The following is a 15,049-nucleotide window of genomic DNA, read 5'->3' as shown; positions in this document are numbered from 1 at the left end:
CGCGGTGTAAACAATGTGACGGTTCGTCGGCGGTAGTGCGCCGCTAGATGTTTTCTTCGATCTCGTTCGCGCCGAGCCACCGCCATGCCTCAGGCTCGTCATCGGTTGCGAAATGACGCGTCTCGATGCCGTCGCCGGGGTCGAAGAGCCGCGTCACGCGGTCCGCCCAGCCGCCGTCGTCGATGATCGCACAGCGCCCGACATGCTGGGCGACGTGTTCCTTCATGAAACTGCTCGTCTCCGGCGAAAGATCGGCAGTGTCCACTTCCTGAAGCTCCACGAGGCGCACCAGCAGGTCGAGTGTCGGGTGAATCGCAAAGGCGCCTTCCAGCAGGCCGCATAGATTTTCAGCGTCGGCGGATGTGAATTCGCCGGTGATCTCGATGGCGAAAACGCTCGATTTGTCCGTTTCCAGACGCCGGACAGCCGGAACCCGTTCCAATGGCCGCATGTTTGCTCCTTTCGTTCCGCGTGCAGTTTGGTCTGGAACACACGAAACCCGATGTCTGTTCCTCATCAAATGGATATAGGATGACGCGACCGTTTAACCAGAAGACCGCCAAGCAATGCCTGCAAAGCTTTCCGTCAACCTGAATGCCATCGCCCTGTTGAGAAACCGGCGCGACCTGCCGTGGCCGAGCGTGACCGGGCTGGGTCGCATCGCGCTCGCCGCCGGCGCGCACGGGCTGACCGTACATCCGAGGCCCGATCAGCGCCACACGCGCAATTCAGACCTGCCGGAGCTGCGGGCGCTGATCGACGACGAGTTTCCTGCGGCCGAGTTCAACATCGAAGGTTATCCGACAGGCGATTTTCTGGCACTGGTGGAGGCCGCCGAGCCCGAGCAGGTGACGCTCGTGCCGGACGATCCGGAGCAGCCGACCTCGGACCATGGCTGGGACTTCGTCGCCAATCGCGACATGCTCAAGGCGATCGTCACTCGTCTGAAGAAGACCGGCGCGCGCATTTCGCTCTTTTGCGATCCCGACGCGTCCGAGGAGCAGATCGCAGCGGCAAAGGCGACCGGTGCGGATCGTATCGAACTCTACACCGGCCCCTATGGCGGTTGCCATGACGATGCAGAAAAAGCCGCCATGGAACTGGAAAGACTCGGCAAAACGGCCGAGCTCGCCAGAGCTGCCGGCCTCGATGTCAATGCCGGCCACGACCTGACCGTGGCCAACCTGCCGCCGTTGGTCCGGCGCATTCCACATCTGGCCGAAGTGTCGATCGGCCATGGCCTGACGGCCGACGCGCTGGAGCATGGCATGGCTGGAACCGTGCGCCGTTTCCTGACTGCGAGCGGCTGGTAGCCCTGCGTCTCGCGCATGGCGGGCCAGGGGAGTCCCCGCAAAGCAGCATTTGTTGTTGCACCGCAACAGGAGTAAAAACCGCGCCCGTCCTTTGAAGGAGGGCAAGACATGCACGATAATGCAGAAGGTTCTGCCGACGCAGACCAGTGGGCCGCCAAAGGCGGCCGAAAAACCCCTCACAAAACCTCACAAACGACCGCCGCCCTTGCACTGGGCGCGATCGGCGTCGTCTATGGCGACATCGGCACCAGTCCCATCTACGCGCTGCGCGAGGCGACCCGCGCCGTAGCCGGAGACCGTCCACCCACGGAAGCCGAAATGCTCGGCATCCTTTCGATCATCGTCTGGTCACTGACGCTCATCGTCTCGGTGAAATACGTGCTTTTCGTGCTTCGCGCCGACAACGACAACGAAGGCGGCACGCTTTCCCTGATGGCGTTGGCCAGGCGCGATGCCGGCCGCTATGCGCCGGCAGTTCTTTTTCTCGGCATGGTTGGCGCCGCGCTCTTCTTCGGCGATGCGATCATTACGCCCGCTATCTCCGTGCTCTCGGCTGTCGAGGGGCTAGAAGTCGTCACCCCTGCCTTCTCTGATTACGTGGTTGCCATCACGTTGGCGATCCTGCTGGCGCTCTTCGCCGTCCAGCGTTTCGGCACGGCAGGGGTTGCGAGCGTGTTCGGTCCCGTAACCGCGACATGGTTTGCCACGCTCGCCGTGTCGGGTGCGGTTGAGCTTACGGAGCATCCGTCGGTACTGGCCGCGCTCGACCCGAGCTATGCCGTTCTGTTCCTGATCGACCACAGTGGTGTTTCCCTGGCCGTTATGGGCGCTGCGTTCCTCGCCGTCACGGGCGCTGAGGCGATTTATGCCGATCTCGGCCATTTCGGCCGCAGGCCGATCATGCTGGCGTGGTTCGCCCTCGTCTTTCCCGCCTTGCTGATCAACTATTTCGGGCAGGGCGCATATGTGATCTCGCATGGCGGCTTGGTGGGGCAGCCTCTGTTCCAGATGGTTCCGTCATGGGCGACGCTGCCGATGGTCGTCCTCGCGACTATGGCGACAGTCATTGCCAGCCAGGCCGTGATAACCGGTGCCTTTTCGCTGGCCCGGCAGGCGGTCCAGCTTCAACTTCTGCCACGTCTTGAGGTTCAGCATACGTCAGAGACCCAGTCCGGCCAGATTTACATGCCGCAGGTCAATCTCCTGCTTCTCGTCGGCGTGTTCATTCTCGTCGCAGAGTTCGGCTCGTCGGAAGCGCTGGCCTCTGCCTACGGCATATCGGTTGCCGGCGAGATGGTGGTGACGGCGTTGCTGCTGTTCTTCGTCTTCTGGCGCACGTGGCACCGGCCTGCCCTGCTGGCAGCGCTGGTGGTCACCCCCTTCCTGCTGCTCGACCTAACCTTCCTGTGGGCCAACGCACAGAAATTCGCTGATGGCGGCTGGGTGTCGGTCGCGGTGGCGGCGGCGCTTGCGGTTATGATGATGACCTGGCGCAAGGGCAGCAGGCTGCTTTTCCGCAAGACCCGCAAGACGGAAATCCCCCTTGCGCTGCTCACCGATAACCTGGCCGCCAAGCCGCCGCATCTTGTCGCCGGCACGGCGGTGTTCCTGACGAGCGACCCGGAAAGCGCGCCGACGGCCCTGATGCACAGCCTCAAGCACTATCACGTGCTGCATGAGAAGAACGCCATCCTGACCGTGGAAATGACTGAGGAACCCTATGTTGCCGAAGAAGCACGCGCGCAGATCACCCCGATCAACGACCTGTTCATGAGAGTCGTGCTGCGGTTCGGCTACATGGAGCAGCCGAACGTGCCGAAGGCGCTCGCGGTCTGCCGCAAGCTGGGCTGGAAGTTCGACATCATGTCGACTTCGTTTTTCGTGTCGCGTCGGTCGCTCAAGATCGCGCGCCGCTCTTTCGTGGCGCGCTGGCGGGACAAGCTGTTCATCGTGCTGGCTCGAAACGCCAGCGATGCCAGCGCATATTTCCAGATCCCCACCGGCCGCGTGGTCGAGATAGGTACACAGGTTACGCTCTAAGGGACGGGGCGGCGCGAATTCCGCGCCGCCTCGTCATTTCAGCCGGCCAGTGCGGCCTTGTTCGCAGCAAGGAAGTCCCGCAGCGCTCGCGGCTTCCTGCCCGACAGGCGTTCGACATCCGTGGTGATTGCCTCAAGATCACCTTCCCGTGTAGCCACGTCGAAGGAGACGAGCGTCGGTATGACCGGCTCCGGCACGCCGGCGGCCTTCATCCCCTCCGCCAGTTGCCCGTCGCTCACGTCGACGACCGTGATCGGCTTGTCGATGACATCCGATGCCAGCGCAGCGATTTCTGCGTTGGTGAAGGCCTCGTCGCCTGTCAGCGTGTAGGTGACGCTGCCTTCGGGCGGGTTGGCGAGTGCTGCTGCGATGGCCGCGGCGATGTCGTCGCGGGCGACGAAAGCCGTGCGCCCATTCCCTGCGGAGGTGAACCACTGGCCGCTGGCCGCGGCTTGCGGCAGGCTCATCTGCAGGTTTTCCTGATACCAGCTGTTGCGGAAGATCAGGTGGGGAAGGCCGGTGGCTTTCACCGCTTCTTCGGACTGATGATGATCCGGAGCAAAGCTGACATGCGAACTCTCTGCCTTGGGAAGCGACGTATAGGCGATGCGCCCGACGCCGGCCTTTGCGGCTGCGGCAATTGCCACCTTATGCTGGCGTAGCCGCGTCCCGGCGCCATCCAGCGCGTCGGTGGAGATGACGAGAACCGTGCCGCCGCCGGCAAAGCCGCTTTCCAGGCTTGTGGCATCGCCGAAATCGATATGGCGAGCGGTCACGCCTTTCGCGGCGAGGCCGGCCAGTTTCTGCGGGTCGCGCGTACCCGCGATGATGCGCGAGGGCTCGACACCCTGGCTTTCGAGGAGGTGTCTGATGACGGCCCGGCCGAGATGGCCCGATGCGCCGGTGACAAGGATCGTGTTGGACATGGCGGTAACTCTGCTGGTTGCGTTGTCGCTCTCATTTTGAGACCAGCACTACATTGTAGATTGACCGCGTCCCGTAAAGGAGGCAGTTTCGGCTCTGCTGGTAACCTGGAAGGAACCACCCATGGACACGACGGTTGTTTCGGCGCGCCGCAAGATCGAGATCTACCGCGCCAATGTTGGCAATGGCGGGCTCGACAACTGCCCGATCCGCACAGTCGTGCAGAACATTTCCGGCAAGTGGAGCGCCTTGCTGCTGATGGCTCTTGCGGAGCGTCCGTACCGCTTCGGCGAGCTTCGACGGCTCGTGCCTGACATTTCGCAGCGCATGCTCACCCAGACCTTGCGCGATCTCCAGCGCGACGGCTATGTCAGCCGCGAAGTCTTTCCAACCAAGCCGCCCAGCGTCGAGTACAGCCTGACGGATCTCGGTCGCTCGATGTACGGCGCGATCGAGCACCTGTTCCATTGGGCCGAGAACAATCACCAGCAGGTACGTGCGGCACGGGTGGAGTTCGACGCGGCGGAAGACTGAAGGCCGGCGGGGCAGGGCAGCATTTGAAATCACTCGATATTGCAATTGCCGGTGCGGGGCCGGCCGGGCTTGCTGCGGCGCTGTTCCTTCATCGCGCCGGCCACCGCGTCACCGTCTTCGAGCGCTTCGACACACCGAAGCCGCTCGGCTCTGGCCTGATCCTGCAGCCGACGGGCCTCACCGTGCTCGATCGACTCGGCCTGCTGCCCGAAATTATGACGCGCGGCAGCCGCATAGATCGCCTCCTCGGCAGCGATGCAAAAAGCGGCCGCACCGTGCTGGATGTACGCTATGACGCCCAGCGCAAGGGCCGGTTCGGCCTCGCCGTCCATCGCGCGGCCCTGTTCGGCGTCCTGCATCGCGCCGTCGAGACGCAAGGCATCGCCATCGAGACCGGCAGCGAGATCGTGGCGCTGAATGCGGGCTCCGCTCATGCGACGCTCAAGGGCGCGAGCGGTCGTGACATCGGTCGCTTCGACCTTGTGGTCGATGCCAGCGGCGCTCGCTCCCCGCTCGCCGCCTTCTCGGTTCGGCATGCAACCAGGCGTCCGCTCACCTACGGCGCATTCTGGGCGACGCTCGACTGGGTCGGCGAGGGCTTCGACGCCAACGCGCTGACGCAGCGCTACCGCCGCGCCAGCGTCATGATCGGTGTGCTGCCGATCGGCAGCGCCGAGCCGGGCGGCAAAGGACAAGCGGCCTTCTTCTGGAGCCTCAAGCCGGACGACGCGGATGCGGTAATCGCCGCCGGGCTCGATACGTGGAAGGAGCGCGTCGCCGGGCTTTGGCCGGAAACCTCGGCCTATCTAGACCAGATCGCCGACTTCTCGCAGTTGACGCTGGCGCGCTACGGCCACCATACGTTGAAGATGCCGGCAGGCCGCCGGCTTGCCGTGATCGGTGATGCAGCGCATTCGACCAGCCCGCAGCTCGGGCAGGGCGCCAACATGGCACTGCTCGACGCGGCCGGACTCGCAAGGGCGCTGGAGCGGTCGCCCGATCTCGAAACGGCGCTCGAAGCCTATGCCCGATCCCGCAGGCTGCATGTGCGGGTTTTCCAGGCGCTCTCGGCGGCCTTCACGCCCTTTTATCAGTCGGATTCGGTCATGCTGCCGCTGCTGCGCGACCGGCTGGTGGCAACGGTTGCAAAGGTCCCGCCGGCCCCGCAGATCCTCGCCTCGATGGTCGCCGGCACCATCGTTGATCCCTTCGGCCCGATCGGTCTGGTGGAAAAGGATTGGAACCGCCCCTGACCTGCCGCTGGGTCATCGGTCATCCACGCTGCAATCGACATAACCCGCCATTCGCTAAGTTGACTCATAGAGTCATCTTTTATAGCAGTCGCGCACAGGGAGCCTCTTTGGCACCCGAAAGGAATCCTCCAACGCCGCAAGGGGGCCGTCGTGTCTGCTCGTTCGTTCCGTACCTTCAACGCCGCTCTGCTTGCCGCAAGCGCTCTCGCAGCGCCGACGGTCGGCCTCGCACAGGAAGCCCCGACTGTTCTCGACGTCATCGAGATTCAGTCCGAGAGCAACGACATCCTCGTGCAGGAGGGTTATGTCGCCAAGCAGGACAGGATCGGGACCAAGGTCGATACGCCGATTGCGGATATTCCGCAGGCCATTTCCGTCATCACGCAGGACCAGATCGAGGACCAGAAGCCGCGTACGCTCAACGAGACGCTGTCCTACACGGCAAGCGCCAATCCCAACGGGTTTGGTTTCGACAGCCGCTACGACGCCTTTACGCTGCGCGGCTTCCCGTCCTACTACAACGGCATCTTCCGCGACGGACTGCGGCAGTACAATGGCCCATCGGCCTGGTTCAAGACTGAGCCCTACGGCATCGAAGGCCTGACCGTGCTCAAAGGGCCGGCGTCGTCGCTCTACGGCATCAGCGGCCCCGGCGGGCTGGTCAATCTGGTCACCAAGCGACCCAAGGACGAGCCTTTCCGCGAGATCGAGTTGCTGCTGGGAGGCAACGACCGCTATCAGGCCGCATTCGACCTGTCCGGTCCTGCCAATGAGGACGGCACGCTGCTCTACCGCCTGACCGGGCTTGCGCGTAAGTCCAACACCGATCTTCCGGGCTACGCCGACGACAAGCTCTATCTTGCGCCCGCGGTCACCTGGAAGCCCGACGAGGGCACCAAGCTGACCGTTCTGGGCGAAATCTCGCAGGCGGTGACCGGCGGAACCGCGTTCTTCTACAACCCAGCCTACGGCGAGGTGTCGAACCTCTACGAAGGCGATCCGGCCTGGAACGATTTCACCGGCTTGCAGGGGCGCATCGGCTACGAGCTCGAGCATCGTTTCAACGACACGCTGACGGTGCGCCAGAACCTGCGCTTCAACGCCGTGGATGCCGATCTGCAATATAGCGGCCACTACCTGGTCGATCCGTCCGACCCCGACGATCTCGCCCGCTACTGGGGGCACTACAAGGAGAACGCGAAGAATTTTGTCGTGGACAATCAGGCCCAGTTCGAGTTCGACACCGGCCCGGTCAGCCATGTCGCCGTTGCCGGGCTGGACTATAGCTGGACGGATTACGACGCGCAGAACGCCACGTCATACGTCTCGGTCGAGGACATCGAGAATATGCCGATGTCGTTCTCCGGCAGCCAGCGAATGCACCAGATCGGTGCTTATGTGCATGACCAGATGCAGTGGAACAACTTCACACTGTTCGCCAGCGGCCGCTACGACTGGGTCGACACGCAGAGCGTCGACTACCTGTTCAACGAGACCGAGCAGACGGACAGTGCGTTTTCCGGCCGCGTCGGCGTTTCCTACCGCACGGATTGGGGCATCATCCCCTACGCCAATTACTCCACCTCGTTCTCGCCCAATATCGGCTTCGTCTATGACAGCGCCACGAATGAGCGCCGGGTCGCGCGACCGACCAAGGGCGAGCAGGTCGAGATCGGCGTCAAATACGAAATCCCCGACTACAACGCCATCATCAACGCCTCGGTCTTCAACATCGATCAGATGGACGGCGTCGTCTATGACGGCACCTTCGACGATGCCGGCAACCAGCGCCAGCGCCAGCTCGACCTGAATTCGCGCGGATTCGAACTGGAGGCCGCCACGACGCTGGACAATGGCATCAGCCTGGTCGGCTCATACACCTACATGCGCATGAAGATCGAAAGGGGTGCGGCCGGCACCGAAGGCAACGAACTGTCGTCGACGCCCAACCACATCTTCTCGCTGTGGGGCCAGTATCGGTTCCGCGACGGTGCGATGGCTGGTCTCGGACTCGGCGCCGGCGTGCGATATGTCGGCGAGAGCTTTGGCGACGATCAGAACTCGTTCAAGAACGATGACCGCGTATTCGTCGATGCGTCGGTCTCCTACGATTTCGGCGTCCGCAACCCTGAGCTCGAAGGCCTGCTGCTGCAGGTCAATGCCAAGAACCTGTTCGACGAGCGCAAGAAGATCTGCACCGCCGGCAACTGCTACTGGGATGAAGGCCGCTCGGTCTTCGGCAGCCTGCGCTACCGGTTCTGACACCGATGGCCGACGGCACGCCAGTGTCTGCCAACCCCGCAGCGGTCGTGTTCGCGGTGGGCGGCCTCTACGTCGCGCAAAGCGTCATCGGCGGGGTGACGTGGACCGGGCTGCCTGCCGTACTGCGCGATCAGGGCCTGTCGCTCGATAATGTCGGGCTTCTGTCGCTGATCGCGCTGCCGTGGGCCTTGAAGTTCCTGTGGGCGCCGATAGTGGAGCGCTATCGCTTGCCGCCGGTGGGCCGCAACCGCTCCGGCGTCATCGTCGCCGTGGGTGGCATCATCTCGATCGCGGGCCTGATCGTGGTTGGCCTGCTCGGGCCGAGCCCGCTGGCGCCCGTTCTCGCCTGCCTCACGATCGTTGCCCTCGCCGCGGCCACCGTCGACATCGCGTGCGACGGCTACGCGGTCGAAAGCCTCCCGCGCTCGCAGCACGGCTGGGCAAACGCGGCGCAGGTCGGCGGCGCGTATCTGGGGTCCGCCATCGGTGGCGGGCTGTTCCTGCTGCTTGTGGCCGGCCTCGGCTGGACCGATGCGATGTGGGCGATGGCAGCACTTCTGGCGGTCCTTGGATTGCCGTTTCTGCTGCGCTCGCAGGCCGCCGGGGCGAGCGAGGAGCGTGCGCACGTGCCGTCGCTTGCCGCAGCCCTGCGCCGGCCGGAGATACGCCGCGGCCTGCTTGCCGCCGCGCTCTATGTGGTGGCACAGAAGACGGCGCTGATGATGCTTGGCCCGTTCCTTGTCGATGCCGGGCTCGACCTCGCGACCCTAGGGTTGCTCAACGGGGCCGGCAGCATGGTTGTCGGGCTTGGTGCCGCACTTCTTGGCGGGGCGCTGGTGCGCATGCTTGGCGCGCGTTCCGTGCTGGTCATCGCGCTGGTCCTGCAGGCGCTTGCGCTCGCCACCTTCGCATCGCGTGACTTGTTCATCGACCTGCCGCTCCCGGTGCTGCTCGCCGTCGCCGTCGCCAGTTCCTCGGGCACCATGGCGCTTGGCTTCGTCGCTCTCTATGCGCAGTTCATGCACTGGTCCGACCCGCGTCAGGGCGGCGTCGACTTCACGCTGTTCCAGTCGATGGATGCTCTCGTCAGCATGGCCGGCGGGGTTGCCGCCGGTTTCGTGGCCGAGCATCTCGGCTACGGCGTCTTTTTTGCCGGGGCCGGCCTGATCGCGCTCGCGACGATACCCGCCATCGCGTTCGTCACGCGCCCCACGACACCAGACATTCCCGCAACGCTTGAACCGGCCGGAGAAAGCCAGTGACCCCGCAACACAATCTTCGTGCCGAAACCACAATTGCCATCGCATCGCCGCTCGACGTGATGGCACGGCTGCGCGATCATTTCATCGAACATGGCACGGTATCTGGTTCCGACGAGCGATGGAGCGCGGATTTCGGTATCGGCACCGTCGAAGCCACCGCAATCGCGCAGGCCATGCAGTTCCGCGTTCAGGCCTCGGACGAGACCTCGCTCGCCTTCCTGCAATGGGGCGTCACCGATCATGTCGGCGAGTTCGCGGATGGCCCCGTGCCGGATGTTGTCTGGCAGGGTGGCATCCGCGCAGGCGCGCCCTTGCCCTATTTCCGCGAGATGAGGGTTGTCCGCGCAGCCCAGGTCACGCCGCGCATGCGCCGGCTGACGCTTGCCGGCGACGATTTGCGGCGCTTCAGCTATGGCGGCCTGCATATGCGGCTGCTGCTCGCTCCGAAGAAGGGTGTCTCACCCGTGTGGCCGGTCATGGGAGCCGACGGGCGGCAGGCGTGGCCGGAGGGTCCGAGACCGATCAACCGCGTCTATACCATTCGCCGCATCGACGTCGAGGCAGGTGAGATCGATGTCGATTTCGTTCTGCACGAGGGCGACGAGATGCCGGGCGCGACATTTGCCGCCGAAGCCGCTGCGGGCGATGTCGTCGGCATGACCGGACCGGGCGGTGGCGAGCTGCGCGATGCGGACTGGTGCGTTCTGGCCGGCGACGAGACCGCTTTGCCCGCCATCGGCCGCACGCTCGAGGAGATGCCGGCCGGCCGCAAGGTGGTCGCCCTGATCGAGATCGCCGACGACGCGGAACGCCAGCACCTGACCACGAAGGCCGATCTCGACCTCCGCTGGCTTTCGCGGGAGGGCAGGCCCGCCGGAACGACGAGGCTGCTGGCCGATGCGGTCAAGGGTCTGGTACGGCCCGAAGACGGCCGCTCGATCTTCATCTGGGCAGGCTGCGAGCACGCCGCCGCGCGCGAGATACGCACCTACCTGCGCAAGGAATGCGATCTGCCGCGCGGCAGCAATCTCATTGCCGCCTACTGGCGTCGCGGTAAGAGCGGCGAGGTCGCGGACGCCGACTGACCGGTTCGCGATGCGCTGTCCAGCCCGGCAGGGCAGGGTCGTGCCGCCATGGACAGGAATTTTCCCTAACCCCGCCTCGGGCCTCTTGCAATCCGCCGGATTTCGGGCGATAGACCCGAACCGTAACGTACGGTACTGGGATTGAAGCCCGCTGCCGACAGCATCGCAACGAGGCGGATCAGGTGCGGGAAACGAGCGCTATCGAGCACGAGGAGACGCTGACGCCCCGCCAGGGCGAGGTGCTCGATGCCGTGCTGGCGCTGCTGGTGGAAGGGCGCGACGCGCTGACCATGACGGCTGTTGCACGGCGTGCGAGTTGCTCCAAGGAAACGCTCTACAAATGGTTCGGCGACCGCGACGGCCTGCTTACCGCCACCGTCAAATGGCAGGCATCCCAGGTCCGTGCTGGCAATTATGACCGGCAGAAGCTGGATGCGGCTGCGTTGCGCGAGAGCCTCGAGCGGTTTGCCGTGAACTGGCTCGGCGTGATCTCGTCGCCCACCTCGATCGCGCTCAATCAGGTCGCCGTGGCTCATGCCGGTTCCGCCAAGAGCAATCTTGGCGGCATCGTGCTCGCCAACGGGCGTTTCGCCATCGGCGAGCGGCTGAAGCCGCTGCTCGAAGCTGCCCGAACGGCGGGTCTGATCGATTTCGAAGACGCCGAGGAGGCGTTTCGCACCTTTTTCGGCCTCGTCGGCCGCGACATTCAGATCCGGCTGCTGCTGGGCGACCGGCTGGAAATGACTGAGGCGGGGATCGCGCGGGATGCCGCGCGCGCCACGCGGCAGTTCTTCGCTCTCTATGGGGCAAAACCGACACCGGCGGCGAGCGCCGGCTGAGATCAACGCAAGGGAAGGAAACGACAATGCGGGTTTATTACGATCGCGACGCCGATCTGAATCTCATCAAGGGCAAGAAGGTCGCCATCATCGGCTACGGCTCGCAGGGGCGTGCCCACGCACTCAACCTCAAGGAGTCGGGCGTCAAGGACATCGCCGTCGGCCTCAAGGCCGGTTCGCCCACCGCCGCCAAGGTGGAAGCCGACGGGCTCAAGGTCATGACGGTTGCGGAAGTCGCCGGCTGGGCCGACCTGATGATGATGGCCACGCCCGACGAACTGCAGGCCGACATTTACAAGAACGAGATCGCGCCCAACATCCGCGACGGCGCGGCGATCGCCTTCGCTCACGGCCTCAACGTCCATTTCGGCCTGATCGAGCCGAAGGCGACCGTCGACGTGCTGATGATCGCGCCGAAGGGCCCGGGCCACACCGTGCGCGGCGAATATCAGAAGGGTGGCGGCGTGCCGTGCCTCGTCGCCGTCCATCAGGATCCCTCGGGCAACGCACTCGACCTCGGCCTCTCCTACGCCTGCGGCGTCGGCGGCGGCCGTTCGGGCATCATCGAGACCAATTTCAAGGAAGAGTGCGAAACGGATCTCTTCGGTGAGCAGGTCGTGCTGTGCGGCGGCCTGGTCGAGCTCATCCGCGCCGGCTTCGAGACGCTGGTGGAAGCCGGCTACGCGCCCGAGATGGCCTATTTCGAGTGCCTGCACGAAGTGAAGCTGATCGTCGACCTCATCTACGAGGGCGGCATCGCAAACATGAACTACTCGATCTCGAACACCGCCGAGTGGGGCGAATACGTGTCGGGTCCGCGCATCATCACCGCTGAGACCAAGGCCGAGATGAAGCGCGTGCTCAACGACATCCAGACCGGCAAGTTCACCTCGGAATGGATGCAGGAGTACCGCTCCGGCATGGCGCGCTTCAAGGGCATCCGCCGCATGAACGACAGCCATCAGATCGAGGAAGTCGGCGAGAAGCTGCGCGGCATGATGCCATGGATCGCCAAGAACAAGCTGGTCGACAAGGCCCGTAACTAAAGCATGTCTCCCGAAAGTGGGAACCGGTTTCGGGACAAAGACATGCGCAAAAACAAACGCTAAAGCGCGGCGCGCTTTAGCCCACTGCGTCTGGTCCGCTGGCCTTCGATATTGTGTCGGAGGCGGGCGGTAAAGCATTGCGAAACCTCATCGAGCCGCGGCGCACACCGCGGCTCGATTTTTTGCTAGGCTGCGATTCGCGGGCGGGGCGCGTTGGAGGACGCAATGAAGGTCGATTCCGCGCTTGAGCTCCAGGCCCGCATTTTCTCGCAGATTTTCGAGTTCGTCGAAGCGCCGGTGGTCGCCGGCCTGGAATATCCCTCGCCGGGCCTTTTTCTGGATCCGGCACTTCTGGAAACGAAGGCAGCCCGCCCGAAGAAACCCAGGCATCGCGCCGTCGAGGACATCGCACTCGGCATAACGGCTGACGAGGGCAGGGACGACGCCAGGCTGGCGATCCTCGTGCAGGACCGGCGCAAGGTGAACTGTTCCGTGGTCGAGCAGGCCGTCGAGGCGGCCCGGGGCGAGGCCGAAGTGCTCTATATCGGCCGTCAGAAGCCGCTGTGGACCATGGTGCGCAACGATCCGCTCAGGCTCGGCTGCAGCATCTCGCCGACGATCGTCAGATATGCCGGCACGTTCGGCTGCTTCTGTCGCGACAACGAGAGCGGTAGCGTCGGCATCCTGTCGAACAACCACGTGCTCGCCGACGTCAACAGCACGCCTGTTTCCACCCGGATCATGCAGCCCGGCGCGCGCGATGGCGGTCGGCCGGGGCCGGACGACATTGCCGAGTTGACGCGCTTTGTTCCGATCCAGTTCGGCGGTTTCCCGAATCCGGTCGATGCTGCTTTTGCTACCCTCATCGATCACGACCGCGCCGAAGACAGGGCGACGCTCTTCGACAGCGCCGACGAGCCGCAACCCGCCATCACGCTTCAGCCGGCATCGCCCGTCGATGCGATGCCCGGCATGACCGTGCTCAAGACCGGCCGCACCACGCGCCACACGCGGGGTCTGGTGCGTGCCGTCAACGTCAACAATTTCCTGGTCGACGTGGGCGTGGGCGTCGCGCGCTTCGACAACCAGATCGTCATCGAGACTGCAGCGCCCCCGCAGCCTTTTGGCAGGCCAGGCGACAGCGGGTCGCTGATCGTCGACGACGAGGGCAGACCGGTCGCGCTGCTCTTTGCGGGCTCGGCCTCCGGCGGCGCAGGCAATGTTGGAATTACGGGGGCAAACCCTATATCATCCGTGACCGTTCAACTGGGAGTGACCTTGGTCTGAGGCATCGAATGGTGGCCACGAAACACTCGATGGAACAAGCCATCGAGATACAGAAGGCATTTGAACGCCGCTTCGCCGGCAAAGGCGAAGTGCTGAGCGTCGGCATCGGGCTCAACGGTGCTAAGGACGATCTGGCCATCAATGTCTGCGTCTCCCGCCCGAATGAGGCCGAAAACCTGCCCAAGACATTCGACGGGTTGGACGTCGTCGTCGACGTCGTCGGCGCAATCAGAGCTTACTGATCAGCAAGCGAGCTTACGGCTGTTCTGTTTCGGCACAGCGCATCTGGCACGTCTTTCGCTGGAAAGCCGGTATCGAAGCAGGGGAGTTTCGCTATGGAACCCATCCACACCAAGTCGATCGGCCTCGATGGCGAGGTCTTCGAGGAACGGCGCAGGGAAACGCGTCGTCGTGCCTTGAAGGGCGCCACACTCACTTTCAACGGCGGTTATGGCGCTTTCGAGTGCGTGGTGCGCAACATTTCGGAGGTCGGCGCCAGGCTCACATTCGGCGATGCGTCGGCCGTCCCGGCACGGTTTGATCTCACCATGTCGGGCGACAGCCACAGCAGGTCTGCCGCGGTCCGCTGGCGCTCACTCACCGACGTGGGTGTTGAGTTCGTGCCAGCCTGAGTAAAAAAATGCCCGAAGCGAATGGTCGCTCCGGGTATTTCCGTTGGCAGAAGGCCTTAGTAGTAGGGCGACACGCACTCGCGGCGCGGGCCGTTATAGGGCTGGTAGCTGTTGTCATACGCCCTGTACGACCGCCAGCGCGCCTCACACCAGCGATAATGGGCCGCCGACAGGCGATAGCCGGGGCGTGGCCGGTAACGTGGCGCCGGCGCGACATGGAACTCGATGGTCGGGCGCGGGCGATAGTGACGGCGGTAGCGCCAGCGGTCGTCGTCGCGCCAGTCACGGCGGCCACGCCAGTCGCGACGGTCACGCCAATCGCGACGATCACGCCATTCTCGGCCACCGCGCGGATTTACCCAGTTCCCGTTATCGTCGTAGAACTGGGCTGGGACCACCGTCGCTGGCGCTGCAGTGGAAATGGCGCCATTCGCGAAGGCGGCCACCGTCGCGTTTGCCGGGCTTGCAAGGCCGAATCCCAACGCCAGCACGGCGAAGGCTGCAACAGCCGAAAGTTTGCGTTTCATGTCATTCTCCTGGACTTGATATCGTTTCCAACCCCCGACGCGTCC

General features: G+C 64.1%; 15 protein-coding genes. 12 read left to right on the top strand and 3 right to left on the bottom strand.

Annotated elements, in window-relative coordinates; all coding sequences use genetic code 11:
• Nucleotides 1-43 precede the first annotated feature (43 nt).
• On the bottom strand, nt 44-451 hold the full coding sequence (locus tag ACVJNE_RS15975) for a SpoIIAA family protein (RefSeq protein WP_499567127.1): 408 nt from the start codon (nt 449-451) through the stop codon (nt 44-46).
• Nucleotides 452-566: 115 nt separating this feature from the next.
• On the opposite strand from ACVJNE_RS15975, the gene ACVJNE_RS15970 reads away from it, so the two are divergent.
• Complete coding sequence (locus tag ACVJNE_RS15970; RefSeq protein WP_499567125.1) at nt 567-1,313, top strand: pyridoxine 5'-phosphate synthase; 747 nt, start codon at nt 567-569, stop codon at nt 1,311-1,313.
• A gap of 108 nt (nt 1,314-1,421) precedes the next feature.
• Nucleotides 1,422-3,353 carry a potassium transporter Kup gene (locus ACVJNE_RS15965; protein ID WP_499567123.1) on the top strand — a complete coding sequence of 644 codons (1,932 nt, stop codon included), beginning with the start codon at nt 1,422-1,424 and terminating at the stop codon, nt 3,351-3,353.
• Between the two features lie 38 nt (nt 3,354-3,391).
• Here ACVJNE_RS15965 and ACVJNE_RS15960 read toward each other — a convergent pair whose 3' ends face one another.
• The gene (locus ACVJNE_RS15960) at nt 3,392-4,279 is read right to left on the bottom strand and encodes an NmrA family NAD(P)-binding protein (RefSeq protein ID WP_499567121.1); all 888 of its coding nucleotides are present in this window, start codon (nt 4,277-4,279) and stop codon (nt 3,392-3,394) included.
• 121 nt (nt 4,280-4,400) lie between these two features.
• Here ACVJNE_RS15960 and ACVJNE_RS15955 point away from each other — a divergent pair, with 121 nt between their 5' ends.
• The 10 genes from ACVJNE_RS15955 (at nt 4,401) to ACVJNE_RS15910 (ending at nt 14,477) form a co-directional block, all read left to right on the top strand.
• Nucleotides 4,401-4,811 (top strand): winged helix-turn-helix transcriptional regulator, encoded by a 411-nt coding sequence (locus ACVJNE_RS15955; RefSeq protein WP_499567119.1) that lies wholly within the window; start codon nt 4,401-4,403, stop codon nt 4,809-4,811.
• A gap of 23 nt (nt 4,812-4,834) precedes the next feature.
• Nucleotides 4,835-6,064 carry an FAD-dependent oxidoreductase gene (locus tag ACVJNE_RS15950; protein WP_499567117.1) on the top strand — a complete coding sequence of 410 codons (1,230 nt, stop codon included), beginning with the start codon at nt 4,835-4,837 and terminating at the stop codon, nt 6,062-6,064.
• Between the two features lie 150 nt (nt 6,065-6,214).
• Nucleotides 6,215-8,326 carry a TonB-dependent siderophore receptor gene (locus ACVJNE_RS15945; RefSeq protein WP_499567115.1) on the top strand — a complete coding sequence of 704 codons (2,112 nt, stop codon included), beginning with the start codon at nt 6,215-6,217 and terminating at the stop codon, nt 8,324-8,326.
• A 5-nt stretch (nt 8,327-8,331) separates the two neighbouring features.
• Nucleotides 8,332-9,588 carry an MFS transporter gene (locus tag ACVJNE_RS15940; RefSeq protein ID WP_499567113.1) on the top strand — a complete coding sequence of 419 codons (1,257 nt, stop codon included), beginning with the start codon at nt 8,332-8,334 and terminating at the stop codon, nt 9,586-9,588.
• On the top strand, nt 9,585-10,673 hold the full coding sequence (locus ACVJNE_RS15935; RefSeq protein WP_499567111.1) for a DUF2218 domain-containing protein: 1,089 nt from the start codon (nt 9,585-9,587) through the stop codon (nt 10,671-10,673). Before ACVJNE_RS15940 ends, ACVJNE_RS15935 begins: the two co-directional genes overlap by 4 nt.
• Nucleotides 10,674-10,855: 182 nt before the next feature.
• Nucleotides 10,856-11,512, top strand: coding sequence for a TetR/AcrR family transcriptional regulator C-terminal domain-containing protein (locus ACVJNE_RS15930; RefSeq protein ID WP_499567109.1), 657 nt, complete (start codon nt 10,856-10,858; stop codon nt 11,510-11,512).
• A gap of 26 nt (nt 11,513-11,538) precedes the next feature.
• A complete protein-coding gene (gene ilvC / locus ACVJNE_RS15925) occupies nt 11,539-12,558 on the top strand; it encodes a ketol-acid reductoisomerase (RefSeq protein WP_173190629.1) in 1,020 nt (339 codons plus the stop codon).
• A gap of 225 nt (nt 12,559-12,783) precedes the next feature.
• Nucleotides 12,784-13,845: a chymotrypsin family serine protease gene (locus ACVJNE_RS15920; protein WP_499567107.1), complete on the top strand. Its 1,062-nt coding sequence runs from the start codon at nt 12,784-12,786 to the stop codon at nt 13,843-13,845.
• Between the two features lie 29 nt (nt 13,846-13,874).
• Complete coding sequence (locus ACVJNE_RS15915) at nt 13,875-14,087, top strand: hypothetical protein (protein ID WP_499567105.1); 213 nt, start codon at nt 13,875-13,877, stop codon at nt 14,085-14,087.
• A gap of 93 nt (nt 14,088-14,180) precedes the next feature.
• Nucleotides 14,181-14,477, top strand: coding sequence for a PilZ domain-containing protein (locus tag ACVJNE_RS15910; RefSeq protein ID WP_499567103.1), 297 nt, complete (start codon nt 14,181-14,183; stop codon nt 14,475-14,477).
• A 56-nt stretch (nt 14,478-14,533) separates the two neighbouring features.
• Here the strand turns inward: ACVJNE_RS15910 and ACVJNE_RS15905 are convergent, their stop codons facing one another.
• Nucleotides 14,534-15,004 carry a BA14K family protein gene (locus tag ACVJNE_RS15905; RefSeq protein ID WP_499567101.1) on the bottom strand — a complete coding sequence of 157 codons (471 nt, stop codon included), beginning with the start codon at nt 15,002-15,004 and terminating at the stop codon, nt 14,534-14,536.
• Nucleotides 15,005-15,049 lie beyond the last annotated feature (45 nt).

Source organism: Mesorhizobium sp. DxT (genome assembly GCF_058448885.1).
Note: the sequence above shows the minus strand (reverse complement) of the source record. Positions and strands in the feature narration are given on the sequence as shown.

What these genes read in the sequence shown, in the direction of transcription:
- ACVJNE_RS15975 (WP_499567127.1), bottom strand. Translation starts at nt 451, where the DNA reads ATGCGGCCATTGGAACGGGTTCCGGCTGTCCGGCGTCTGGAAACGGAC.
- ACVJNE_RS15970 (WP_499567125.1), top strand. Translation starts at nt 567, where the DNA reads ATGCCTGCAAAGCTTTCCGTCAACCTGAATGCCATCGCCCTGTTGAGA.
- ACVJNE_RS15965 (WP_499567123.1), top strand. Translation starts at nt 1,422, where the DNA reads ATGCACGATAATGCAGAAGGTTCTGCCGACGCAGACCAGTGGGCCGCC.
- ACVJNE_RS15960 (WP_499567121.1), bottom strand. Translation starts at nt 4,279, where the DNA reads ATGTCCAACACGATCCTTGTCACCGGCGCATCGGGCCATCTCGGCCGG.
- ACVJNE_RS15955 (WP_499567119.1), top strand. Translation starts at nt 4,401, where the DNA reads ATGGACACGACGGTTGTTTCGGCGCGCCGCAAGATCGAGATCTACCGC.
- ACVJNE_RS15940 (WP_499567113.1), top strand. Translation starts at nt 8,332, where the DNA reads ATGGCCGACGGCACGCCAGTGTCTGCCAACCCCGCAGCGGTCGTGTTC.
- ilvC (WP_173190629.1), top strand. Translation starts at nt 11,539, where the DNA reads ATGCGGGTTTATTACGATCGCGACGCCGATCTGAATCTCATCAAGGGC.
- ACVJNE_RS15920 (WP_499567107.1), top strand. Translation starts at nt 12,784, where the DNA reads ATGAAGGTCGATTCCGCGCTTGAGCTCCAGGCCCGCATTTTCTCGCAG.
- ACVJNE_RS15915 (WP_499567105.1), top strand. Translation starts at nt 13,875, where the DNA reads ATGGAACAAGCCATCGAGATACAGAAGGCATTTGAACGCCGCTTCGCC.
- ACVJNE_RS15910 (WP_499567103.1), top strand. Translation starts at nt 14,181, where the DNA reads ATGGAACCCATCCACACCAAGTCGATCGGCCTCGATGGCGAGGTCTTC.
- ACVJNE_RS15905 (WP_499567101.1), bottom strand. Translation starts at nt 15,004, where the DNA reads ATGAAACGCAAACTTTCGGCTGTTGCAGCCTTCGCCGTGCTGGCGTTG.